The sequence below is a fragment of the Polymorphospora sp. A560 genome (assembly GCF_045781765.1).
In the GTDB taxonomy this organism is placed as follows: Bacteria; Actinomycetota; Actinomycetes; order Mycobacteriales; family Micromonosporaceae; genus Polymorphospora; species Polymorphospora lycopeni.
In genome coordinates this window covers 4550443-4572878 of the sequence record NZ_CP122282.1, presented here as the reverse complement: position 1 = coordinate 4572878, position 22436 = coordinate 4550443, and the positions used below count along the sequence as shown (strand labels likewise).

21 protein-coding genes and 1 pseudogene are annotated in these 22436 nt (G+C 72.4%); 13 read left to right on the top strand and 9 right to left on the bottom strand.

The features are described from left to right. Positions 1-28: 28 nt before the first annotated feature. Complete coding sequence (locus QCD66_RS20350; protein WP_375734959.1) at positions 29-2791, bottom strand: poly(A) polymerase; 2763 nt, start codon at positions 2789-2791, stop codon at positions 29-31. 328 nt (positions 2792-3119) lie between these two features. Between QCD66_RS20350 and QCD66_RS20345 the strand changes: the two genes are divergently transcribed. The 8 genes from QCD66_RS20345 to QCD66_RS20310 all read left to right on the top strand — a co-directional run bounded on the left by QCD66_RS20345 (position 3120) and on the right by QCD66_RS20310 (position 10951). After that, a complete protein-coding gene (locus QCD66_RS20345; protein ID WP_375734958.1) occupies positions 3120-3857 on the top strand; it encodes a GntR family transcriptional regulator in 738 nt (245 codons plus the stop codon). A gap of 208 nt (positions 3858-4065) precedes the next feature. Further along, positions 4066-4887 carry a cyclase family protein gene (locus QCD66_RS20340; protein WP_357541684.1) on the top strand — a complete coding sequence of 274 codons (822 nt, stop codon included), beginning with the start codon at positions 4066-4068 and terminating at the stop codon, positions 4885-4887. Further along, complete coding sequence (locus QCD66_RS20335) at positions 4884-5723, top strand: cyclase family protein (RefSeq protein ID WP_375734957.1); 840 nt, start codon at positions 4884-4886, stop codon at positions 5721-5723. The genes QCD66_RS20340 and QCD66_RS20335 overlap by 4 nt, the downstream gene beginning before the upstream one ends. After that, complete coding sequence (locus QCD66_RS20330; RefSeq protein ID WP_375734956.1) at positions 5720-7060, top strand: extracellular solute-binding protein; 1341 nt, start codon at positions 5720-5722, stop codon at positions 7058-7060. Before QCD66_RS20335 ends, QCD66_RS20330 begins: the two co-directional genes overlap by 4 nt. A gap of 65 nt (positions 7061-7125) precedes the next feature. Next, complete coding sequence (locus QCD66_RS20325) at positions 7126-8073, top strand: sugar ABC transporter permease (RefSeq protein ID WP_364206690.1); 948 nt, start codon at positions 7126-7128, stop codon at positions 8071-8073. Positions 8074-8077: 4 nt separating this feature from the next. Beyond that, positions 8078-8950 carry a carbohydrate ABC transporter permease gene (locus QCD66_RS20320; protein WP_375734955.1) on the top strand — a complete coding sequence of 291 codons (873 nt, stop codon included), beginning with the start codon at positions 8078-8080 and terminating at the stop codon, positions 8948-8950. Positions 8951-8970: 20 nt separating this feature from the next. Next, positions 8971-9492: a PPC domain-containing DNA-binding protein gene (locus QCD66_RS20315; RefSeq protein WP_357541693.1), complete on the top strand. Its 522-nt coding sequence runs from the start codon at positions 8971-8973 to the stop codon at positions 9490-9492. Then, positions 9482-10951 carry an FGGY-family carbohydrate kinase gene (locus QCD66_RS20310; RefSeq protein WP_375734954.1) on the top strand — a complete coding sequence of 490 codons (1470 nt, stop codon included), beginning with the start codon at positions 9482-9484 and terminating at the stop codon, positions 10949-10951. Before QCD66_RS20315 ends, QCD66_RS20310 begins: the two co-directional genes overlap by 11 nt. A 14-nt stretch (positions 10952-10965) precedes the next feature. On the opposite strand, the gene QCD66_RS20305 is transcribed toward QCD66_RS20310, so the two are convergent. Both QCD66_RS20305 and QCD66_RS20300 read right to left on the bottom strand, forming a co-directional pair. Beyond that, a complete protein-coding gene (locus tag QCD66_RS20305; protein WP_364207594.1) occupies positions 10966-11550 on the bottom strand; it encodes a cob(I)yrinic acid a,c-diamide adenosyltransferase in 585 nt (194 codons plus the stop codon). A gap of 231 nt (positions 11551-11781) precedes the next feature. Continuing rightward, positions 11782-11949, bottom strand: a pseudogene (locus QCD66_RS20300) (MerR family DNA-binding transcriptional regulator); the annotation flags it as partial. A gap of 154 nt (positions 11950-12103) precedes the next feature. On the opposite strand from QCD66_RS20300, the gene QCD66_RS20295 reads away from it, so the two are divergent. After that, positions 12104-13267 (top strand): maltose acetyltransferase domain-containing protein, encoded by a 1164-nt coding sequence (locus tag QCD66_RS20295; RefSeq protein ID WP_375734953.1) that lies wholly within the window; start codon positions 12104-12106, stop codon positions 13265-13267. A gap of 28 nt (positions 13268-13295) precedes the next feature. Next, positions 13296-13898: a sugar O-acetyltransferase gene (locus QCD66_RS20290; protein ID WP_375734952.1), complete on the top strand. Its 603-nt coding sequence runs from the start codon at positions 13296-13298 to the stop codon at positions 13896-13898. Between the two features lie 12 nt (positions 13899-13910). On the opposite strand, the gene QCD66_RS20285 is transcribed toward QCD66_RS20290, so the two are convergent. Beyond that, entirely contained in the window at positions 13911-14819 is a 909-nt protein-coding gene (locus tag QCD66_RS20285) for an SDR family oxidoreductase (protein ID WP_375734951.1), read from the bottom strand. Positions 14820-14871: 52 nt separating this feature from the next. On the opposite strand from QCD66_RS20285, the gene QCD66_RS20280 reads away from it, so the two are divergent. Next, positions 14872-15453: a hypothetical protein gene (locus QCD66_RS20280; RefSeq protein ID WP_375734950.1), complete on the top strand. Its 582-nt coding sequence runs from the start codon at positions 14872-14874 to the stop codon at positions 15451-15453. A 39-nt stretch (positions 15454-15492) separates the two neighbouring features. Here QCD66_RS20280 and QCD66_RS20275 read toward each other — a convergent pair whose 3' ends face one another. From QCD66_RS20275 to QCD66_RS20255, 5 genes are all read right to left on the bottom strand, one after another. Then, complete coding sequence (locus QCD66_RS20275; protein WP_364206677.1) at positions 15493-16005, bottom strand: GNAT family N-acetyltransferase; 513 nt, start codon at positions 16003-16005, stop codon at positions 15493-15495. A 1-nt stretch (position 16006) separates the two neighbouring features. Then, on the bottom strand, positions 16007-16981 hold the full coding sequence (locus QCD66_RS20270; RefSeq protein WP_364206675.1) for an ABC transporter substrate-binding protein: 975 nt from the start codon (positions 16979-16981) through the stop codon (positions 16007-16009). 29 nt (positions 16982-17010) lie between these two features. Continuing rightward, positions 17011-17763 carry an amino acid ABC transporter ATP-binding protein gene (locus tag QCD66_RS20265; protein WP_364207592.1) on the bottom strand — a complete coding sequence of 251 codons (753 nt, stop codon included), beginning with the start codon at positions 17761-17763 and terminating at the stop codon, positions 17011-17013. A gap of 17 nt (positions 17764-17780) precedes the next feature. Continuing rightward, positions 17781-18782 carry an amino acid ABC transporter permease gene (locus QCD66_RS20260; protein WP_375734949.1) on the bottom strand — a complete coding sequence of 334 codons (1002 nt, stop codon included), beginning with the start codon at positions 18780-18782 and terminating at the stop codon, positions 17781-17783. A 470-nt stretch (positions 18783-19252) separates the two neighbouring features. Further along, on the bottom strand, positions 19253-19753 hold the full coding sequence (locus QCD66_RS20255) for a MarR family transcriptional regulator (RefSeq protein WP_364206671.1): 501 nt from the start codon (positions 19751-19753) through the stop codon (positions 19253-19255). Positions 19754-19791: 38 nt separating this feature from the next. On the opposite strand from QCD66_RS20255, the gene QCD66_RS20250 reads away from it, so the two are divergent. After that, on the top strand, positions 19792-20733 hold the full coding sequence (locus QCD66_RS20250) for an EamA family transporter (protein WP_375734948.1): 942 nt from the start codon (positions 19792-19794) through the stop codon (positions 20731-20733). Between the two features lie 162 nt (positions 20734-20895). Continuing rightward, positions 20896-22341 (top strand): condensation domain-containing protein, encoded by a 1446-nt coding sequence (locus QCD66_RS20245; RefSeq protein WP_375734947.1) that lies wholly within the window; start codon positions 20896-20898, stop codon positions 22339-22341. Positions 22342-22436 lie beyond the last annotated feature (95 nt).

Here is a 22436-nt window from a genome sequence, read left to right as displayed (position 1 = left end):
ATAGCACGTACCTCCGCTCTGTGGAGTCTCAGAGCAGGGTCGGGACGGTGCCGTCGTCGGTCGGGTCGACGCGTACGCCGGGCACGCCGTCGAGCCAGCCGGCGGTGATCCCGGCCAGCCGGATCGGGTCGTACGGCTCGCGGCCCAGCCCGATCGCGTAGCGGCGCCGGGCCGGGCCGGCCTCGTACGGTCGTGGCCAGGCGTGGACGTCCACGGTTCCGTCCCGCTCGATCGCGGTCAGCAGGGCGCGTACCCGGCCCCGGAACCGGCCGACCGTCACCTCGAACGCCTCGCCGGCCACCGCCGACACGGTGACGACCGCCCAGCTCGCGTGCCGCCGGTGTGACGGGGTCGGCGGGTGCCCTTCCCAGGCCCGGTACAGCTCCTCGGTCAGCAGGTCGCGCAGGCCGGGGCCGACTTGGTCGGTGCAGCTACGGGCCGGGGAGGACGGGGTCAGGACCGTCACGGCGGCGTCCGCCGGCGGCACGGTGCCGCCGTCGAGGGTGACCGGCCGGCGCCAGTCCCACGCGGCCCAGGTGCCGAAGAAGTGCTGGAGGAGTTCGTCGCCCCGCAGGTCACAGGCGTCGAGTACGGTCCGGGCGGCGAGCACCGTCCAGGCGAGGCCGGGCAGCCCGCCGAACGGGGCGGAGTCGAGCCCGCCCGCCCTCGCCCACGCCTTGACCGCCCGGGCGAGGTCCGGGAAGCGCGCGTCGGTGCCGACGGCCCGCCGGACCGCCTCGGCGTCGGACACCGCGCTGAGTGCGGTGGCCGCTGCCTCGCCCAGTTCGGCCCGGCGGTCGACCGCTTCGGCGGGCGGTACCCGACCGGTGCCGACCACGACGAGGTCCACGTCGAGCCCGTCGACGTGGGCCCGCAGGCCGGGCACCCGGGCCCCGACGACGGGGCGCACCGACGACGCGTGCGGGAGGGCGGCTGCCAGCCGGGCCCGCAGGTCCGTGAGGTCGGGACTGCCCGGCAGCGCGGCGACGAGATCCAGGTCCGCGCCGGGCAGCGCGCATCCGAGGCGGCGTGATCCGGCGACATGCACGGCACCGTCGCGCAGCGCCTCCCGGATCGCGGTGACCAGACGGTGCCCGCTGCCCGTGGCGGGCGACGGCGCGGTGGGCTCCGGCAGCCAGCGGACCGCACCGGTGCCGAGCGTGACGACGGCCCGTGGGCGCATCGGCTCGTCGCCGCGCCGGGAGAGCAGCACCAGTTCGCCGACCTGTGCCGGCATCGGTCCGAGGCGGGCGGTGCAGGCGGCCGCGACCCGGTTCGGATCGCGGCCGCGACCGAGCGTGAGGTGCGGGGTGTATCCGTCGGCCCGGCCCCGGCAGCGCGGGAACCGTCGCACCAGCGCCTCGTGGAGGGCGGCCCACGGCGCCGGATCGGCGGCGGCCGGGTTCAGCCATACGGTGGCGTCGTCGCGGTGCGCGAAGGTCCGCACCCCGGCCAGCCGTACCGGGAACGGTGGCGTCGCCGCGGCGACGGCCGACAGCAGCGGTGCGGCCTGCTCGAAGGCCGGCTCCGGCACGAATCCGAAGAGCAGGTTGACGTGCGGCGGCCAGCGGTCGACCTGCGGATCGTGGTCGGCCCGGATCGGTTGGATCGCCGGCCACAGCTCGTCGGGTGGGAGCCAGGCCAGCGCCGTACGGGCGGTCGGCGGCAGGTCCAGCACGTCACCGTCGACCGGCGTGCACTCCGCGGCCAGGTCGACCGACACTCCGAAGTGGTCGGACGCGAAGAGCCCGTCGGTCGGGGTGTCGCCGACGAGGGTGGCGGCGACCGCCCGGAGGTTGCCGGCGCCCAGCAGGACGCGGTCCAGTCTCGACGCCCGTCCGCTCAGCGACGACACGGCGGCCAGCGGGTTCACCGCCGGGTCGAAGGTCACCGTACGGTCGGCGGGTCCGTGCACATCGGTCCAGGTGTCGCGCAGCCGGAGCGTACGCTGCGGCGTGTCGCCCCCGTCGTTGAAGTCGCCGGCCAGGATCACCTGACCCTCTACAGCGGACAGCGCTTCGGCGAGGCTGGCGAGTTCGACGTCGCGGCGCCCCGGACCGTCCTGCGCCCGGTCGCTGCTCAGGTGCGCGGCGGCCACGACGACCGGCCCGTCACCACAGTCGACGGTGATCGCGCTCACCGTCTTGTGTGGACCGAGCAGGTGCCGGCCGGCCTCGCGCACCGGCAGCCGGCTGAGCAGCAGCACGCCGCCGTCGTCGATGTCGCCGCCGGCCGGGTCGGTGCCGAGGGTGTAGCCGGCGCGTACCCAGTCGGCGCCGAGAAGCCGGGTCAGCAGGTCGCGCTCCACCTCCTGCAGCGCGATGACGTCGGCGTCGGCGCGCTCCAGCGCGGCGATCAGCAGCGGGCGCCGGCGCGCTGTGTCGATCCGGTCGCTGTCGTAGCGGTCCCACAGCGTGTTCCAGGTCAGGACCCGCAGCCGGGCGGCCGGCGCCGCGGGCTGCTCCGGTGCCGGCGCCCAGCCGTCGACCGGGTGCCACGCGTGCGGGGTGGTCGCGACGAAGTGCGGCGCGCGGAGCCGGCGCGGCGCCCGGACCCGGCCGGCCGCCGAGGCGTCGATCCGGTCCAGGCCGGTCGCGCGGTCCCAGACGACCTCGCCGTCGGCCTCGACGAAGAGCACGCGGTGCCATGGGATGTCACCGCCGGGCACGAAGGCCGGCAGGGGGATCCGCTTGGGCTCCCGGCCGCGCGCGTTGACGCCGATGACGAACCGGGCCGGGTCGAACCGGGGATCCCACCGCGCGCGGTGGTAGATCTCCTCGCTCGTACGCATCGACCCTCCTCGACCCGCAGGGCGTCCGTGGCGGTCCGTCGCCGGGCCCGGGACACCGCCCGAGGGTAGGGGTGGCCGTGGTCCGGAGCCACCGAATAGCGATGCGGCCGTCACTTCCGTGTTACGACCGTGTGTCGCCCCTCGGAGGATGGCTGGCTGTCGCGGACCCGCTCACGCTGCGTCTACCAGGGGCTTTGTCTTCGAAGGTGTCCTCGCGGGACCCCTTGACGGCCATTCTTGTTACGGCTACGTTTCCGTCTACCGTACACCGTCGACGATAAATCGCCGGACTTCACCGAGTCCGGACGACCCTCCGGAAGGTTGTCGCATGGTCAAGTCAGCCGAACCCGCCTCGTCCGTCGCCGCGCTCCGGGTGCCGCAGAAGGTCGTGCTGAGCGAGTCGACGTACGACGTCCTGCGGGCGGCGATCCTCGACGGCACACTGCCACCCGGCACCCGGATCGTGGAGGAGGCGCTGGCCCGGCAACTCGGCGTCAGCCGGGCCCCGCTACGCGAGGCGATCTGGCTGCTCAAGCGGGACGGCCTGCTCGTCGAGGAGTCGGCGCGCACCACCCGCGTCGTCCAGTTGACCGAGGACGACGTACACGAACTGCACATGATCCGCACGGTCCTGGAGACGCTGGCCTACCAGCAGGCGTCCCCACGCCTGCGGCCGTCCGACGTGGCCGGCCTCGAGGACCTGATCGACCAGATGCACGACGCGTCGGTGGCCGGCGACGCCCGCCGCATCGCCGAACTCGACTACCGCTTCCACCGCGCCCTGTGCGAACCGTGCGGGCTGCCCCGGGTCATGAAGGCCTGGGACGAGCAGCACGTGCTCTTCCGGATGTGGCTGAACATGGTCGGCCCGACGCTCGGCGTGCAGGACATCGCGGAACCGCACCGGGTCCTGCTCGACGTGGTCCTCGCCGGCGACGCCGAGGCCATCTCCGAGCAGGTCATCGACCACGTCTACCTGGTCGGCGGCGTGATGTCCGACCAGCGCCGCCGCTGGGCGGCCCAACAGCCCCGGCTCTGCTTCCCGCAGTCCGCCGGCGACGCCTGACCGGACCAGACCCGACACCGGCCCGGACCCACTGCCGGCCCGGACCCACTGCCGGCCCGGACTCGACACCGCGCCGCCCGACACCGGCGCCGACAGACCCGACAACGGACCCGACAGACCCGACACCGGACCCACCGCGTACGGCCCCAGGCCGGCGACCCGGACCGTGCCGGGCGTCGGACCGTACCCGAAAAAGATGCGAGGCCCGATGAGAACAGTCAACCTGACGCTGCCGCTCTACCCGTTCATGCCGGTCGGCAACGTGTGGGCCTGGGACTCCCCGTTCCAGCTCACGCCGGTGACCACCCACGAGCGGCAGGGCGTGGCGACCCACCAGATGAGCTTCCACAGCGAGGCCGGCACCCGGCTCATGCTCGGCGCCTGCTACGACGACGACGCGCCCCGCATCCACGAACTCGACTACGGCACGCTGGTCAACCGCGAGACCGTCGTCATCGACATCCCGAAGCAGGCGGGCGAGGAGATCGAGCCCGACGACATCGACCGCGCCGTGGCCAAGGACCCCGACTACCGCGACGGCGACGCCGTGCTGCTGCGCACCGGGTGGGGCGACGACGAGCGCTACCGCGCCATCGGCGACGAGTACGCCACCACCAGTCCACACTTCTCGCTGGCCGGCGCCAAGCGGCTCGCCGAGGTGATGACCGAGCGCGGCAGCGACCTGATGCTCACCGACTGCGCCTACATCGGCAACCTCGGCGAGGGCTTCATGTTCCCCGAGTGGGCGTCGCGCAAGCCGTGGGACCGCCCACCGTTCCCCTCCCAGCAGGCGCGCATCTACATGCGGCACTACACGCCGGCGCGCGGCGCCGGTGGTGGCGCACCGGACTGGGGGTCGTCGGTGGTCCTGCACCTCGCGATGTCCCCGGTCGCGGCCGTCGCCAACTGCGGCGCGCTGCGCGGCAAGCGGGTACGGGTCACCGTCCTGCCCCTCTTCCTCGCCGGAGCCGAAGGGGCTCCGTGCACCGTACTGGCCGTCGACGGCGACGAGGCGGGAGACGCCCGATGACCCTGCGAACCATCAACCTGACCCGCCCGATCACCACCGAGTCGCCGGCCGGCAGCCTCTTTCCGTGGGAGGCGCCGTACCGGACCGAGGAGATCGCGACGCTGACGTACAACGGCGCGAACCTCTTCCACATCACGATGGGCAGCGGCTCCGCCACCCGGCTGCTCGGGCCGGCGCTCGGCTCGCCGACGGGTGCCACCACCGACCGGTTGCCGCCGGAGCGGCTGGTCAACCGGGCGGCGGTCGTCGTCGACTGCCCGGCCGGGCCGGGCGGCGAGATCTCCGCCGACCAGGTCACCACGGCCCTGGCCGGCGCCGACCTGCGCACCGGTGACGCGGTCGTCCTCGTCACCGGCTGGGGCGACGACCCGGCCCGGTTCACCACCGAGGAGTTCTACCTCGACAGCCCGTACCTGAGCGTCGAGGCGGCGCGGGCGCTCGCCGAGGCGCTCGACCGCAACTCCTCGGACCTGCTGCTGACCGACTGCGTCTACCTCGACCGGCCCGGCGGCGAGCACGCCCGCACCGAGTGGACCGAGCTGCGGCCCTGGCTGCGGCCCGCGTTCCCGTCGGACGCCGCGAAGACCTACATCGCCCACTACCGGCCGGAGAAGGTACGGCAGGACTGGGCCGCCACGCTGGCCCTGACCGCGTCCACCTGGACCGTCGCCGGCCTCGTCGGATGCGGTGCCCTCACCGGGCGCCGGGTCCGGCTCACCCTCGCCCCGCTGCCCGTCCAGGGCGTCGGCGAGGTCCCCTGCACCGTGGTCGCCCAGGTCTCGGCCGACACCGGTGCCCCCGCAGAACCGGTCTTCTCGTCAGGAGATCAGACATGAAACGCTCGATAGCAAGGAACGTGGCGATAGCCCTGGCCGCGACCCTGGCCCTCACCGCCTGCGGCGGGGGCGGCGGCGGAAACCAGGGCCCGGAATACACCGGTGACACCTTCGACTGGAAGCGCTACGACGGTCAGTCGATCAAGGTCTACGTGGCCGACACCGGCCAGGTGGAGAGCCTGCGCGCCGGACTCGCCGAGTTCACCGAACTCACCGGCATCACCGTCGAGATCGAGGGTTCCGACGTCACCAGCTACCGGCAGAACCTGCCGGTCCGGCTCACCTCGCGGGCCTCGGACTTCGACGTCATGGCGACCTTCCCCGAGGTCGACGGCCTCCAGTTCGCCAAGAACGGCTGGTACACCGACCTCGGCCCGTACCTCACGAATCCGGGCGTCACCGACCCGGAGTACGACTTCGAGGACTTCGGCGCCGGCATCCGCGAGGCGATGACGGTGGAGGAGCAGACCGTCACCGTCCTGTGGGAGATGCAGACCGACCTGGTCTACTACCGCAAGGACCTGCTGGCGAAGGCCGGGCTGCCGGTGCCGACCACGTTCGCCGAGTGGGAGGCGGCCGCCGCGGCGGTGCACGACCCGGGCAACCGGACGTACGGCTTCGCGCTGCGCGGCATCCCGTACCAGACCACCACCCCGTTCTCGTCCTTCCTGTACGCGCACTGCGGCGAGTGGGTCACCGACGGCAAGGCGGCGATCAACACCCCCGAGGCGCTCAAGGCGTACGAGGTCTACGGCCAACTCGGCAGCAAGTACGGCCCGCCCGGCATCTCCGGCTTCGACTGGCCCGTACCGTCGCAGCAGTTCGCGCAGGGCAACGTCTTCGCGTTCCTGGACGTGAACCTGTTCGTCAAGGACCTGGAGGACCCGACCAAGTCCCGGGTGGCCGGCAACGTCGGCTACACCACCGTCCCGCGCGCCGACTGCGACGCGGCACCGTTCATCGGCGGCTGGGGCTACGGCATCAACCCCTTCTCCGAGAAGGGGGACGCCGCCTGGTACTTCATCCAGTGGGCCACCAGCAAGCAGATGAACCTCGACCTGAAGCTCACCGGCTGGCCCAGCCCGCGCGGTTCGGCGTGGGAGTCGCCGGAGTTCAAGCAGGCGGACAAGACGCCCGAGTTCACCCAGGTCGTACTCACCAGCACCGAGACGGCCCGGGCCCGGATGAACCCGCCGGTGACCCCCGGTGTCGAGGCCCGTGAGATCGCCGGCCTGGTCGCCAACAAGGGCCTGGAGGGCCAGACCGGCGGCGAACTGAAGCGGACGGCGGACCAGCAGAACGACAAGCTGCAGGGCCTGCTCGACGCGATGCGTTAGTCACCCGCCGCGGCCGGAGGCGCGAGCCTCCGGCCGCGGACCCCGCAAGGGAGGACCTGGTCCCGATGGCCCAGCTCACCGAAAGCCCACCGCGGCCCCCGCGCAAGGCCCAGGCGCCGCAGCCGCCTCCACGCCGCAGGCTGCTCGACGTCCTGGACCGCTACGACCGCTACATCCTGCCGGCGCCGGCCCTGATCGTCGTCGTGGCGATGCTGGCGTTCCCGATCGGCTACACCATCTATCTCAGCTTCCACGAGTGGTCCGGCGGGCTGCGCCCACCGGAGTTCGTCGGCCTGGACAACCTGACCCGGTCGCTGACCGACGGCCAGTTCTGGGGAAGCATCTGGCGGACCGTCTACTTCGTCACGCTCTCGGTCGGCCTGCAGGTCATTCTCGGTGTCGGGGCGGCGCTGCTGTTCCACCAGCGGTTCCCCGGCCGGGGGATGGCCCGTACCTTCTTCATGTTCCCGATGATCGCGACGCCGGCCGCCGTCGCCCTCGTCTGGAAGATGATGTTCGACCCGACCATCGGCATCCTCAACTACATCGTGCAGTCCGTCGGTGGGCCGACCCTGCTGTGGATCAGCGACGCCAACCTCGTCATCCCGGCACTGGCCATCGTGGACACGTGGATGTGGACGCCGCTGGTGATGCTGATCGTGCTGGCCGGGCTGGCCGCCCTGCCGCAGGAACCGTTCGAGGCGGCCAAGGTCGACGGCGCCGGGCCGATCCGCACCTTCGTCAGCGTCACGCTGCCGCTGCTGAGCCCGGTCATTCTCGTCGCCGCCCTCTTCCGGCTCATCGACGCCATCAAGACGTTCGACATCATCAAAGTCATTACCGACGGCGGTCCCGGCACCGCGTCGGAGACCCTCAACCTGTACGCCTTCAAGCAGGGCCTGTCGTACCTGCACTTCGGGTACGGGTCGATGCTGCTGGTCTGGCTGACCCTGCTGGTCTTCGTCGTCGCGATCGTCTTCACCCGCCTCCGGGCCCGTACCGACCAGGGGTGAACCGATGTCCCAGACCCTGACCCCGCACCGACCGGCCGCGAAGCCGGCGGCCAAACCCCGGCGCCGGGGCTCGATCCTCGGCCGGATCGGGCTCGCCGTCGCCGTCACCGTCGCGCTCGCCCCGGCCCTGTTCGTGTTCTTCTGGATGCTGACCTCGTCGTTCAAGCAGCAGGTCGACATCTACACGATCCCGCCGAAGTGGTTCGACTTCACGCCCACCCTGGACAACTACCGGGAGGCACTGACCCGCACCCCGTTCGGCCGCTACATGACGAACAGCCTGGTCGTCGCCGCCTGCTCCAGCCTGCTCGGGCTGGCGATCGGGGTGCCGGCGGCGTACAGCATCGCCCGCTACCGGCAGACGAAGCTGTCGCTGTCGCTGCTGACCGCCCGGCTGCTGCCCGGCGTCGCCTACCTGGTGCCGTTCTTCGTCGCGTTCACCGCGCTGCGGATGGTCGGCACCTACCCGGCGCTGATCCTGTCGCACGTCATCATCACGTTCCCGCTCACCGTCTTCATCATGGTGAACTTCTTCGCCGCCCTGCCCGAGGAGGTCTACGACGCGGCGCAGGTCGACGGGTGCGGGAAGCTGGAGACGTTCTGGCGGATCGCCGTGCCGCTGACCCGGCCCGGCATGCTCACCGCCGGAATCCTCGCGTTCATCTTCTCCTGGAACGACTTCAAGATGGCGCTCATCCTCTCCGACGGCGACAGCCGCACCCTGCCGGTCGCCGTCTTCAACTTCGTCCACGAGGCGTCCCTGGACTGGGGGCCGATGATGGCCTACGCCTCGATCATCATGCTGCCCGTCTTCGTCCTCACCCTCGCCGCGCAGCGGCACATCGTCACCGGAATGACGATGGGCAGCGTCAAGTGACCAACACCTCGGGAGGCACCATGACCAGCACCGTACCCAGCGTCGTCAGTCGCGCCGCCGGCAACGGCCGGGTGATCGCCGCGAGCATCAAGCCGGGCGCCCAGCTGACCGACTCGATCGAGCAGGTCTGCCGCGACCATGGCGTGCACACCGCCGTCATCCTCTCGGTGATCGGCACCATCCAGGAGGTCTACCTGCGCAACCCGCGCGACATCACCACCCTGCCGATCCACCGCGAGCACGAGTTCGCCGACGAGATCGACACCGTCGTGCTCCAGCGCCCGATGGAGATCCTGTCCATCCAGGGCAACGTCACCACCCTCGACGGCAAGCTCTGGGCGCACTGCCACGCCCTGTTCTCCGAGGCCGGCGGCAACGTACGCGGCGGGCACGTCTTCCGGGCCACCATCTGGAGCCAGGGCGAGGTCTTCCTCCAGGAACTGACCGACATCCGCATCGACCGCGAGTACGACCGGGAGGTCACCGGCCTGCCGCAGATCCGCCTGCACGGCTGCGACGCCGGACCCGCCGATGGCCGGTGACCCCTGCCTGCTCGGCGTCGACATCGGCACGTCGAGCAGCAAGGGCGTGCTCACCGACCCGGCCGGCACGGTGCTGGCCACCGCGACCCGCCCGCACGGCGTGTCGCGGCCCCGGCCGGGCCGGGTCGAGCACGATCCGGAGGCGGTCTGGTGGGCCGACTTCGTCGCCGTCGTGGCGGACCTGCTCGCGGCGGCGCCCGGACCGGTCGCCGCCGTGGCGGTCAGCGGCATCGGCCCGTGCGTCCTGCCGGCGACCGCCGGCGGGCGGCCGCTGCGCCCGGCGATCCTGTACGGCGTCGACACCCGGGCCACCGCCGAGATCGCCGAGCTGACCGACCTGATCGGCGCCGACGAGATCGTCCGGCGCGGCGGCAACCGGCTGACCAGCCAGGCCGTCGGCCCCAAACTGGCCTGGATCCGGCGGCACGAGCCCGACGTCTGGTCGCGTACCCGCCGGTTCTTCATGGCCAGCTCGTTCCTGGTCCACCGGCTCACCGGCGAGTACGTCCTCGACCACCACTCGGCGAGCCAGAGCGACCCGCTCTACGACCTGCACGCGCAGGCGTGGCTCGACGACCTGGCCACGGAGATCGCGCCCGGGCTGGAACTGCCCCGGCTGCTGTGGCCGGCCGAGACCGCCGGCACGGTGACCGCCGCCGCGGCCGCCGCCACCGGCCTGCCCGCAGGCATCCCGGTCACCGCCGGCACCGTCGACGCCTGGGCCGAGTCGGTCAGCGTCGGCGCCACCCGGCCCGGCGACCTGATGCTGATGTACGGCACCACGATGTTCCTCACCCGGGTGGTGCCCGCGCCGGTGGTCCACCCGAGGATGTGGGCGACGACCGGGGTCTTCCCTGGCAGCTTCTGCGTCGCCGGCGGGATGGCCACCTCCGGCGCGGTGGTCGAGTGGCTGCGCGGGCTGACCGGCGGCACCGACTACGAACGGCTGACCGCCGAGGCCGCCGCCGTGCCCGCCGGCGCCGACGGGCTGGTGGTGCTGCCGTACTTCGCCGGGGAACGCACTCCGCTGTTCGACGAGCGGGCGCGCGGTGTCGTCGCCGGGCTGACCCTCGACCACGGGCGCGGGCACCTCTACCGGGCGGTGTTGGAGGGGACCGCGTACGCGGTGCGGCACCATCTGGACGAGATGGCCGGCTCGCTGGCGCCGCCGGACCGGGTCATCGCGGTCGGCGGCGGCGCCCGGTCGCTGTGGACCCGGATCGTCTCCGACGTCACCGGCCGGCCGCAGCTCGTCCCCGAGCAGACGATCGGGGCCAGCTACGGCGACGCGTACCTCGCCGGGCTCGCGGTCGGGCTGGTCGGCCGCGACGAGGACTGGACCCGGTGGGCCGGCCGGGTCGAACCCGATCCGGCCACCGCCGACACCTACCGGCGCGGCTACACGGCCTACCGCGACCTGTATCCGGCGACCCGGGACATCGTCCACGCGCTGGGGTGAACGGCCGGCCGGCGTCAGGCGGCGCCGGGCCGGCGGCCGGGCTGCCAGAGCACTTCCGGCGCCCCCTCGGCGGCGGCCCGGGCGAGGATGAACAGCAGGTCGGAGAGGCGGTTGAGATACCGGGTCACCTCCGGGTTCACGTCGGGCACGGCCAGCGCCCGGCGCTCCGCGCGCCGGCAGACGGTCCGGCACACGTGCAGCCGCGCCGACAGCGGCGTGCCGCCGGGCAGCACGAACGACCGCAGCGCGGGCAGATCGGCGTTGACCCGGTCGCAGATCTCCTCCAGCCATGCGACGTACGACCCGTCGACCCGGGGTCCGTCGTCCGGCGCCGGCCCGGCCGCCGGCCCGCCGCCGGGGCGGCTGACGTCGGCGCCGATGTCGAACAGGTCGTTCTGGACCTGGCGCAGCCAGCCGGCGTACCCGTCGGGGAGGTCACCGGGCGTGGCGACGGCGACGCCGACGGCGGCGGTCAGTTCGTCGACGGCCCCGCCGGCCTCGACCCGTGGGTCGGTCTTCGGCACCCGGGTCAGGTCGGCGAGGTGGGTCCGGCCGTCGTCGCCGGTGCGGGTGTAGATGCGGGTGAGATGTACGGACATGGCCATCGTCTCCAGGGTGTCGAGCAGGTCGTCGGTGGTCGGGGCCCGGTCGTGTTCGAGCTGGTCGATCACGTCGTCGAGCCGGCCGTGCAGCCGCCGGGTGTGCGCGAGCTGCTCCCTGATCCGCTCCCGGTGCAGCCGGGCGGTGGTGAGCAGCGAGTCCGGGTCGTCGGCGGCGAGCACCGCCTCGATCTCGGGCAGCGGCAGGCCGAGCCCGCGTAGCGCCAGCACCCGGTAGAGGCGGGTGACGTCGTCCCCCGTGTAGCGCCGGTGCCCGCTGCCGGTGCGTCCCGAGCACGGCACCAGCCCGGTCCGGTCGTAGTGGTGCAGGGTACGGACGGTGACGCCGGCGGCGCGGGCGAGCGCACCGACCGACCACAGGCGTTCCGGTCGGCTCATGCGCCGAAAGTTACGACATGACGCAACGTCAGGTTCAACGGTGGAATCGGACATGCCGCTACGTCAGGTTCGACGGCGGTACGGCCGCCGACACGTACGTTCGTACGCATCGACGGTCCGGGCGGCGCGGACCGGGCCGCCTAGGCTGACCGGCATGGGGACACGACGGGTGGATCCGGAACGCCGGGACCGCATCATCGACGCCGCGCTCGCCCTGATCGCCGAGGAGGGGGTCGCCGGCATCTCGCACCGCAAGGTCGCCCGGCGGGCCGACGTCCCGCTCGGCTCGATGACCTACCACTTCGAGGGGATGGGCGAACTGCTCCGCGAGGCGTTCACCCGGTTCGCCGGCACGGTCAGCGCCCGCTTCGAGGAACGGCTGGCCACGGCCCGCGACGCCGACGAGGCGCGGGCGGCCGTCGCCGACTTCGTCCACCACGACGACCCGGGCAACCCCCGCGAACTGGTGCTGACCCACGAGCTGTACACCCTCGCCGCCCGCGAGCCCGCCTACCGGGAGCTGACCCGGGCCTGGATGGGACGCAGCCGCGAGATCCTGGAACGCCACTTCGACCCGGCGACGGCCCGGCAGTTGGACGCGCTCGTCGAGGGGCTGACGATCCACCGGGCGCTGGACACCACCCCGGCCGACCGCGCGCTGACCGTCGACGCCATCGCGCGGATCACGGCCGCACCCGTGGCGCGGCGGCCGGACGGGCCGGAGCCGGCGGGGCTGGAGGCGCTCCGGACCCGGATGCTCTCCGGCCGGATGTACGACGACACCGCGCGGGAACTGGTCGAGGCCCGGCGGCGGACGGTGCTGCTGACCGACGAGTACAACGCCAGCTTCGGCCGGCCGCCGGCCGACCGCGAACGGATCCTGCGCCGGCTGCTGGCCGCCGTCGGCCGCGACTGCCACTTCGAGCCGACGTTCCGCTGCGAGTTCGGGTTCAACATCCGTATCGGCGACAACTTCTACGCCAACTTCGACTGCGTCCTGCTGGATGGCGGCGGCATCACCATCGGCGACGACGTGCTGTTCGGGCCACGGGTCGGCGTCTACACCTCGAACCACGCGATCGACGCGGCCGAACGCGCCGCCGGCGCCTGCTACGCCAAGCCGGTCGTGATCGGCGACCGGGTGTGGATCGGCGGCGACGTCACGGTCAACCAGGGCGTGACCATCGGGGCCGGCTCGATCGTCGGCTCCGGCAGCGTGGTCACGAAGTCCGTCCCGGCCGGTGTGGTCGCCGCCGGCAACCCGGCCCGGGTGCTCCGCGAGATCACCGACGCGGACCGGACCGGTTTCCGGGCGTGAACAGCCGGCGGTGTGTACGATCGTACGCATGACTGACGGTCGGTCCATGCGGGAGCGGATGCTCGCCGGCGATCTCTACCTCGCCGACGACCCCGAGCTGGCGGAACTCCTCCACCGCGCGGCCGAGCTGACGGAGGCGTACAACGCGACCCCGGCGCGGCGGTCCGACGAACAGCGCCGGCTGCTGACCGAGCTGCTGGGCGAGATCGGCGAGGAGACCGTGATCCGGCCACCGCTGCGGGTCGACTACGGGCGGCACATCCGCATCGGGGCCCGCTGCTTCGCCAACTTCGGACTGGTCGCGCTCGACGTCGCCGCGATCACCATCGGTGACGACGTCCAGATCGGGGCGAACGTCCAGCTTCTGACGCCCACCCATCCGGTCGAGCCGACGCCGCGCCGGGAGAAGTGGGAGGCCGCCAAGCCGATCACCATCGGCGACAACGCCTGGCTCGGCAGCGGGGCCATCGTGCTGCCCGGGGTGACGATCGGCGCGAACACCGTGGTCGGCGCGGGCGCGGTCGTCACCCGGGACCTGCCGGCCAACGTCGTCGCGGTCGGCAACCCGGCCCGGGTCGTACGCGAGATCGACCCGGGCGCCCCGGTCGCCGACCCGACGCGGCCAAGCTGACGCGGGCGGCGGTCAGCGGTAGCCGGTGACGTCGGCGGGTTTCCCGGCGTCCTGGACCTCGACGATGTACCGCCAGCAGTCCGGCCGGGAGCCGTCGAGGTCGGTGAAGCCGTACGTGGCGGCGAGCCCACCGCTGGACAGCGACCGCCCGTTCCACCGGGCCCGGTCGGGGTCGGTGGCGAGGGCGGCGACGGCGCGGCCGACGAACCGGGGCGTCTCCGAGATGGCGAAGTGCGGTTCCCGGTCGAGGGCGTCCCGCCAGTTCTCCTCGGCGACGCCGAACATGTCGAGCATGATCTCCGACCGCATCCAGCCGGGGGTCAGCGCGACGGCGGTGGCGCCGTACGGGGCGAGGTCCTTGGCGTGTGCCCAGCCGAGCCGGCCGACGGCGGTCTTGGCGAGGTCGTAGAACGGCGACAGCCGGTAGTTGGCGGCGTTGTACTCGGCGGTGCCGTCGGTCATCTCGACGAGCAGGCCGCCGGGCCGCTCGATGAGCAGCGGCAGCGCGTGGTGCGCGGTGATCAGGTGGGTGTCGATCGCGAGCCGTAGCTGGCGCAGCCCCTTGTCGAGATCGTGCTTCCAGACCGGGGTGTTCCACTCCGTCAGGTATTCGCCGCCCCAGATGTCGTTGACCAGGACGTCGAGCCGGCCGGACTCGGTGCGGATCCGGTCGACCAGCGCGGCGACCTCGGCCGGGACGAGGTGGTCGACCCGGACCGGGATGCCGACCCCGCCCGCCTCGTCGACCAGGGCGGCGGTCTCCTCGATCGTCTCCGCGCGGCCGTACTCCGACCGTTGGGCGGCGGTGGTGCGCCCGGTCACGTACACCCGCGCGCCGACCGCGCCCAGTTCGACGGCGATGCCGCGCCCGGCCCCGCGGGTGCCGCCCGCCACCAGGGCGACGATCTGAGAGTCGGTCATGTGGTGCCTCCCCGCTTTTTTGTAAACGACCGTTCGTTTATATGCTGGCGTCATGCCACGCCGCAAATCAGTCCCCGACGAGCGGGTCCTGGACGACGTCCTCGGCCTCATCGAACGCGATGGCGGGGCACCGTCGTTCGCGACCGTCGCGGCCACGTCCGGGCTTTCCCCCGCCACCCTCGTCCAGCGCTTCGGGACGAAGGAGGCCATGGTCACGGCCGCGCTCGGCCGGGCCTGGGACCGCCTGGAGGCGCGGACCGAGGGGGCCGTCGCCGCCATGGCACCCGGCCCGGCCGGGGCCGTCGACCTGCTGGTCGAACTCAGCGAGGACTACGACACCGATCGCTACGTGGACGGCCTCGTGCTGCTGCGCGAAGACCTCCGCCGGCCGGAGACCAGGGCCCGCGGGCTCGCCTGGCTGCACCGCCTGGCGGCCGTCGTCGACGCGGCCGTCGCCGGCCACACCGGTGCGGACCAGGGGGTCGGGCGGCTGCTGGTGTCGTTGTGGCAGGGCGAACTCGCCTGGTGGGGATTTGCCGGGCAGGGGCGGGCCGGCGAACACGTACGGCCCCGGCTCGAACAGCTCCTGCGATCCGTCCTGTCACCGCCGGAGCCCGGGGTGGACCGCCGGTAGCCCGTCGCGCACGTTCGGCGGGCCACCGGCGGCGCGGGGTCACCGGCCCAGCTCCGGCCCGAACAGCTCCGATGTGGACAGCGGCAGGTGGGTTTCGAACGGCAGGTACGGCAGGGTCGCCCGGTCGGCGTCGACGTCGTACCGCGGTTGGTAGCCCAGGCGCAGGTAGAGCGCCTCGGCCTCCGGCTGGCGGGGGCCGGTGGTGAGCCAGATCCGGCGGTAGCCGCGACGGACCGCCTCCGCCTCCAGCTCGCGCATCACCTGGCGGGCCAGGCCCTGGCGGCGGTGTCCCGAGTCGGTCCACACCCGCTTGATCTCGGCGGTCTCGCGGTCGTGCCGGCGGAAGGCGCCACCGGCCACGGCCGTGCCGTCCGCCGTGACCAGCAGCAGGAACGCGCCGTGCGGCGGGGCGAAGTCGCCGGCCGGGTACCGCGTCATCTCCTCGTTGGGGCCGTACCGGCTGCGGTATTCGTGGGTCAGCTCGTCGAGCAGCGGCCGGGCCGCCGGGTCGTTCGGGCTGGTGTAGCGGATGGTCAGTCCCCGGGCCGGCACGTCAGCTCCGCGGCAGCCCGGGCGGATTGATCTCGGCGGCCGGGATCGCCTCGCCGCCGAGCCCCCACCGGGCCAGCACCCGCGCGTACGTGCCGTCCTGGATGACCGCGTCGAGGGCGGCGTCCAGCGCCTCGACGAACCCGTTGCCCTTCTGCGTCATCGCCGCGATCTGGGCCGGCACCTCGCCGCCGCCGGGAACGATGCCCACGACCTTGGTCCTTCCGCTGACGGCCGCGTGGTAGGCGACCGACGGGTTCGGCCCGAAGAACGCGTCGATCCGGCCGGACAGCAGGGCGAGCTGGTAGTCGGCCGAGTTCTGGTAGTAGGTGATCTTCACCGGGGCGAGGCCGGCGGCCCTGTTCTGCTCGTCCCAGCGCAACAGGACCTCCTCCTGGTTGGTGCCGGAGCCGACCGAGACGTTCAGCCCGGCGATGTCGGCCGGCTTCTCGATCCGGTCGATGCCGCCGTCGACACGGACCTCCCAGCCCAGCGAGTCGACCCGGTAGGTGGCGAAGTCGTAGAGGTCCTTGCGTTCCTCGGTGACCGTGATGTTGGAGAAGCCGACCTCGTTCTGCCCGGAGCGCACCGCCAGGAAGATGTTGTCCCAGGAGGTGGGGCGAAGGTCCAGTTCCAGCCCCAGTACGTCGGCGACGAGTTGGGCGATGTCCGGCTCGACCCCGATCAGGGTGCGGTCGTCGTCGGCCCGGAAGAACAGCGGCGGGGTCTGCCCGGCGCTGATCCCGACGCTGAGTTTGCCGTCCGCCGCGATGGCCGCGGGCACCTTGGCCGCGACGGCGTCGACCTTCGTGCCGCGTACCCGGTTCTGTTCGGGACTGGTGTTGATCACGGTCGAGCCGGGCCGGTCCCCGGCGGTGGCCACCGGCTCGTCGTCCGGGGTGCCGCAGGCGGCGAGCGCCAGCAGGGTGGCCAGGGCCAGCGTGCCGGCCAGGGACCGGCGTGGTCGGGTGCGGGGCATGCGGACTCCTTGGAGGGGGGATCGGTGGGTCACAGGACCTTCGCCAGGAACGAGCGGGTCCGTTCGTGCTTCGGTCGGTCGAGCACCTCGTCGGGCGGGCCCTGTTCGACGATCACGCCGCCGTCCATGAAGACGACGGTGTCGGCGACCTCACGGGCGAAGCCGATCTCGTGCGTGACGACGACCATCGTGGTGCCGGCCCGGGCCAGGTCCTTCATCACTTCCAGGACCTCGCCGACCAGTTCCGGGTCCAGGGCCGAGGTCGGCTCGTCGAAGAGCAGCACCTTCGGGCGCAGGGCGAGGGCGCGGGCGATCGCGACCCGCTGCTGCTGCCCGCCGGACAGCCGGCGCGGGTAGGCGTCGGCCCGGTCGGCCAGGCCGACCCGGTCGAGCAGTTCGGCGGCGAGTTCGCGCACCTCCCGCCGGGGCCGGCCCTGCGCCGCCACCGGTGCCTCGGCGACGTTCTCCAACGCGGTCAGGTGCGGGAAGAGGTTGAAGTTCTGGAAGACGAACCCGATGTGGGTGCGCTGGCGCAGGATCTCCCGTTCCTTCAGTTCCCGCAGCCGGTTGCCGGTACGGCGGTATCCGATCAGCTCGCCGTCGATGCGTACCGAGCCGCGGTTGACCTTCTCGAGGTGATTCACGCAGCGAAGCAGCGTGGACTTGCCGGATCCGGACGGGCCGAGGACGACGACGACCTCGCCGGCCCGGACCCGTAGGTCGATTCCGCGCAGCACCTCCAGCGGGCCGAAGCTCTTGTGGATGCCGCGCAGTTCGACCATCGGCCGTGGCGGGGCGCTCACCGCTCACCCGCCAGGTCTGCCGCGAACTGCTCACGGCCGGCGCGGCGTTGCCGCCGGGCCGCCGCGACGTTGCCGGCGAACCGGCGGACCCGTTGCAGCGGCGTGGGTGGGAGCGTCCGTACCGCGCCGCGGGCGTAGTGCCGCTCGACGTGGTACTGCACGATCGACAGGACGGTGGTCAGCAGGAGATACCAGATCGCCGCGACCAGCAGCAGCGCGATGACCCGGCCGTTGCGGGCGTAGATCACCTGCACCTGGTAGAAGAGTTCCGGGATGGCCATGATGTAGACGACCGAGGTCCCCTTGACCATGCCGATGATCTCGTTGCCGGCGTTGGGCACGATGCTCCGCATCGCCTGTGGCAGCAGGATCCGCCGGACCTGACGGCCGCGGGGGATGCCGAGCGCGGCGGCAGCCTCCAGTTGCCCCTGGTCGACCGAGAGGAACCCGGACCGGACGATCTCGGCCGCGTAGGCCGCCTGGTGCAGGGCCAGCCCCAGGGTCGCGGCGGTCATCGGCCCGATCAGGTCCATGGTGCCGACGGCGAAGAACGACGGGCCGAACGGGATCCCGAACGAGATCTGGTCGTACAGCAGTGCCAGGTTGAACCAGAAGAGGAGTTGCAGGATCAGCGGTACGGAGCGGAACAGCCACACGTAGCCCCAGGCGACGGTGGTCAGCAGCGGGCTCGCGGACAGCCGCATCAGGGCGATCACGGTGCCGAGCAGGAATCCGAGCACGATGCCGAGCACGGTCAGTCGCAGGGTCACCCCCACCGACCGCAGGACCGTCTCGTAGAAGAGGTACTGGCCGACGAAGTGCCAGTCCCAGGCCGGATTCGTGACGAGTGCGTTGCCGGCCATGGCGACCAGCACCAGCGTCACGGCGGTCGCCGCCCAGCGCCACGGGTGGCGGGCCGGCACCACCTTCAGCGGCTTCTCCCCGGGCTGTGCCTCGGGTGGCCCTGGCCGGTCGATCGCGGGTGCGGGGGCGGTCATCGTGGCCTCCAGGAAGGCCCCGGGCCGGCCGGTGGTCGGGCGGCACGAGACGGCGCGATGCGGCGCCGGACCCGTCGGGGCAGGGGAGAGGTGGTGGGTGGGCGGCGCTTGCGCCGGTGGCTCAGGCGCGGCGTCGGCGGACTGCCCTGTCGCCGACGGTCAGTGCGGACACCGCCCGCCGGCGTATCGCACGAGGTCGATGACGAGCCGGGCGACGAGAAACTCTGCCGCGCGCTTCATGGGCTCGATGTTTGTCAATTACGTGGGCCGTGTCAATGGGTGTCTCAGATTTGGTATCCGGACTGGTCATCAAGGTCGATGACAGTGCTGGCCAGGATGAATGTCGCCCTATATTCCATGGGGTGAGTGGGAGATGGAACTGTTACGGCGATTGCTGGAATGGGAACATCGTTAAATGCGCAGGTCGGGGTGATTGTCGGCGCGGAAATGCGCTGTCCGGGGCGCCCGGGCTACCGCTCGACGCGTCCGAGCCAGGTGGTCAGCAGCGCCTCCAGGTGGGCCGCCTCCTGCGGGGTGAGGGCGTCGAGCAGGCGGCGCTCGTTGCGCATGTGCTCGGTGAACGCCTGGTCGATCAGCCGCCGGCCGGCCGGGGTCAGTGCGACCACCCGGCCACGGCCGTCACTGCCGCTGCGGCGCCGGGTGACCAGGCCGTCGCGTTCGAGCCGGTCGATGCGCTTGGTCATCGCCCCGGTGGTGACCATCGTGAACCGGGCGAGTTCGCCGGGGGCCCGCTCGTACGGTTCGCCGGCCCGGCGCAGGGCGGCGAGCACGTCGAACTCGCCCTCGCCGAGGCCGTGCCGGTGGTAGACGACGCAGAGTTCCTCGGTCAGGTGGGCGGCGAGCCGGTGCAGGCGTCCGATGACACCCTGCGGCGCCACGTCGACGTCGGGCCGCTCCCGGGCCCACTCCCGCTGGATCCGGGCGACGTGGTCGAGGCGCTGCTCACTCATGGTCGCAGTGTACCTTCCATGGAAGCTACATTGCTTCCATGGAAGGTAATTTCCGGTGGAGCCTGGTGACCGCGATCGCGCCGGTGGCCTGGGGCACGACCTACTACGTCACCCACCAGTTCCTGCCCGCCGACCAGCCGCTCTACGGGGCGGTGATCCGGGCCCTGCCGGCCGGCCTGCTGCTGCTCGCCGTACGCCGGAAGCTGCCGAGCGGCTCGTGGTGGTGGCGGTCCGCGGTGCTCGGCACGCTGAACATGGGTGCCTTCTTCGCCCTGGTGTACCTGGCCGCACAGGTGTTGCCGACCAGCGTCGCGTCGACCGTCATGGCCACCTCGCCGGTCGCCATGATGATGATCGCCTGGGCGTTGCTCGCCGAACGCCCGCACCTGCTCGCCCTGGCCGGCGCCGGAATGGGGATCGCGGGCGTCGGTCTCATGCTGTTCGCCGGTACGTCGACCGTCGACCCCGTCGGCGTACTGGCCTCGGTGGCGGCGATGGTGATGTCGTCGTTCGGCTACGTCCTGGCCAAGCGGTGGGGCGGTCAGGTCGACGTGCTGGCGTCGACCTCGTGGCAACTCGTGGCCGGCGGCGCCGTCCTGCTGCCGGTCGCGGTCGCCGTGGAGGGGGCGCCGCCGGACCTCGACGTCGCGGCGGTCCTCGCCTTCGGATACGTGACGGTGGTCGCCACCGCGCTCGCCTTCGTCGCCTGGTTCGCCGGCCTGCGGCACCTCAGCGCCGCCGCGGTGGGGCTGATCGGCCTGCTGAACCCGGTGACCGGGGTGCTGCTCGGCACCCTGCTCGCCGCCGAGACGCTCACCGTGCGGCAGGCCGGCGGCATCGCGCTCGTGCTGGTCGGGATCGTCCTCGGGCAGCCGGCGGTGGCGGCCCGGCTGACCGGCCGGCCGGGACGTGGCCGGCGGGTCGGTCCCGGGACCCCGGCGCCCGGCGGGCGGCGCCGCCGGTCGGCACCGACAGCGTGACCCTTCGCAAGGTCGATCGGATCGGCCGAACGGACATTGGAATGCGCTTTCTTGTGGATGGTCAAGACCGGTCCCGGCAAACAGATACTTGTCGAAACATCCGGGCCGTGCGTCGCGGTGCACCGACCACAGTCGACGGTCCATTCAAGATCGGCGGTATCGATGATCGAGGGTACGGTTCTGCCGACCGGCCCGACCACGCACGGGTGGACCGCTGTCGACTTCGCCGCCACCCCGACCGCCTCCGCGCCGATCACCTGGGGACAGCGGGCGCTCTGGATGGCCATCCTGCGCAAGCCCGACTACCAGCCGAAGATCAACCTGCGTCGGGTGGTGGCCGTGCCCCGCCGTGCCCCGGCGGACGTGCTGCGGGCCGTCGGCGCCCTGCTCACCCGGCACAGCTCGCTGCGCACCCGGCTGCGTACGGTCGACGGCGAGCTGCGCCAGGTCGTCGCCGACCGGGGCAGCCAACCGGTGCTGCTGGTGCCCGCCGACACCACCGCCGACGGCGTCCCGACCGACATCCGCGCCGCCGACGGCGTCCGGGCCGACACTCGCGCCGCCGACGTCACCCGGGTCGCCGACGAGACCGCCGCCACACTGGCGTCGACCGCGTTCGACCATGCCGAGGAGCTGCCGCAGCGGATCGCGCTGATCCTGGTCGCCGGGCGGGTCCGCCAGGTCGTGATCGTCTTCAGTCACACCACGGTGGACTTCCGGGCCGCCGAACTGGTCCTGCGCGACCTGCGGCTGCTGCTGCTACGCGGATCGATCGACACCCCGGCCGGGATGCAGTCGGTCGACGTCGCCCACCGCGAGCACGACACCGCACACCGCCGGCGCGGCGAGCGGGCGGTCACGCACTGGGTGGCCGGCTACGGCCGCCTGCCGCAGGAGACCCTGCCCCCGGTCGGCCCGCCGCACTCGCCCCGGTTCCGGCGCGGCGTGCTGGTCTCGGCGGCCGCCGACACCGCCGTACGGATGATCGCCAACCGGCACCAGGTCACCAGCTCGACGGTCATCCTCGCCGCCACCTCGCTGGTCCTGGCGAAGTGGTCCGGCAACGACGTCGTGGGCGTCTACACCATGGTCAGCAACCGTTCGCTGCCCGGCTACGACGAGGCGATCGCCAAACTCAACCAGCTCGGCATGGTCGTCGTCGACCTGACCGACCGGCCCGCCTTCGCCGAACTGCTGCCCCGGGTCTGGTCCGCCGCGATGAACGCCTACCGGTCGGCGTACTACGACCCGGCCGACATGCGCACCGCGTTCGAGGCGGCCGGCTACCCGTACGCCACCGGCATCAACGCGCACTGCTACCTCAACGACATCCGGCTCACCACCGACGCCGACCTCTTCGGCCACGACACCACCCCGGCCCGGGTCCGCGCCGCGCTGGCCGGGTCGTCGTTCGACTGGACCGAGTCGTTCGACGCGTTCACCTGGCGGACCCGGATCGAGATCGTCGACCGGCCGGGCGGCCTCGGCCTCGCGCTGACCGCCGACACCGCCCACCTGCCGCCCGACCGGGCCGAGCGCTTCCTGCGCGACCTGGACCGGCTGCTGGTCGAGGCTGCCTTCCACGACGTGCCGTGGCCATGGCTCTAGCGCCGGCCACCACCCGACCGCGACCGGCACCCACCGCGGCGGTCACCCCGGCCCGTCCCGGCCGGACACCCACCGGCCAGAAGTCACCCGAGGAG

Bases quoted from the DNA above. Each gene is read 5' to 3' on its own strand.
- QCD66_RS20280 (WP_375734950.1), top strand. From the start codon at position 14,872: ATGCCACGCCGCAAATCAGTCCCCGACGAGCGGGTCCTGGACGACGTC.
- QCD66_RS20260 (WP_375734949.1), bottom strand. From the start codon at position 18,782: ATGACCGCCCCCGCACCCGCGATCGACCGGCCAGGGCCACCCGAGGCA.
- QCD66_RS20340 (WP_357541684.1), top strand. From the start codon at position 4,066: ATGAGAACAGTCAACCTGACGCTGCCGCTCTACCCGTTCATGCCGGTC.
- QCD66_RS20245 (WP_375734947.1), top strand. From the start codon at position 20,896: ATGATCGAGGGTACGGTTCTGCCGACCGGCCCGACCACGCACGGGTGG.
- QCD66_RS20270 (WP_364206675.1), bottom strand. From the start codon at position 16,981: ATGCCCCGCACCCGACCACGCCGGTCCCTGGCCGGCACGCTGGCCCTG.
- QCD66_RS20330 (WP_375734956.1), top strand. From the start codon at position 5,720: ATGAAACGCTCGATAGCAAGGAACGTGGCGATAGCCCTGGCCGCGACC.
- QCD66_RS20290 (WP_375734952.1), top strand. From the start codon at position 13,296: ATGACTGACGGTCGGTCCATGCGGGAGCGGATGCTCGCCGGCGATCTC.
- QCD66_RS20320 (WP_375734955.1), top strand. From the start codon at position 8,078: ATGTCCCAGACCCTGACCCCGCACCGACCGGCCGCGAAGCCGGCGGCC.
- QCD66_RS20255 (WP_364206671.1), bottom strand. From the start codon at position 19,753: ATGAGTGAGCAGCGCCTCGACCACGTCGCCCGGATCCAGCGGGAGTGG.
- QCD66_RS20325 (WP_364206690.1), top strand. From the start codon at position 7,126: ATGGCCCAGCTCACCGAAAGCCCACCGCGGCCCCCGCGCAAGGCCCAG.
- QCD66_RS20335 (WP_375734957.1), top strand. From the start codon at position 4,884: ATGACCCTGCGAACCATCAACCTGACCCGCCCGATCACCACCGAGTCG.
- QCD66_RS20345 (WP_375734958.1), top strand. From the start codon at position 3,120: ATGGTCAAGTCAGCCGAACCCGCCTCGTCCGTCGCCGCGCTCCGGGTG.
- QCD66_RS20315 (WP_357541693.1), top strand. From the start codon at position 8,971: ATGACCAGCACCGTACCCAGCGTCGTCAGTCGCGCCGCCGGCAACGGC.
- QCD66_RS20310 (WP_375734954.1), top strand. From the start codon at position 9,482: ATGGCCGGTGACCCCTGCCTGCTCGGCGTCGACATCGGCACGTCGAGC.
- QCD66_RS20295 (WP_375734953.1), top strand. From the start codon at position 12,104: ATGGGGACACGACGGGTGGATCCGGAACGCCGGGACCGCATCATCGAC.
- QCD66_RS20265 (WP_364207592.1), bottom strand. From the start codon at position 17,763: ATGGTCGAACTGCGCGGCATCCACAAGAGCTTCGGCCCGCTGGAGGTG.
- QCD66_RS20285 (WP_375734951.1), bottom strand. From the start codon at position 14,819: ATGACCGACTCTCAGATCGTCGCCCTGGTGGCGGGCGGCACCCGCGGG.
- QCD66_RS20250 (WP_375734948.1), top strand. From the start codon at position 19,792: ATGGAAGGTAATTTCCGGTGGAGCCTGGTGACCGCGATCGCGCCGGTG.
- QCD66_RS20305 (WP_364207594.1), bottom strand. From the start codon at position 11,550: ATGTCCGTACATCTCACCCGCATCTACACCCGCACCGGCGACGACGGC.
- QCD66_RS20350 (WP_375734959.1), bottom strand. From the start codon at position 2,791: ATGCGTACGAGCGAGGAGATCTACCACCGCGCGCGGTGGGATCCCCGG.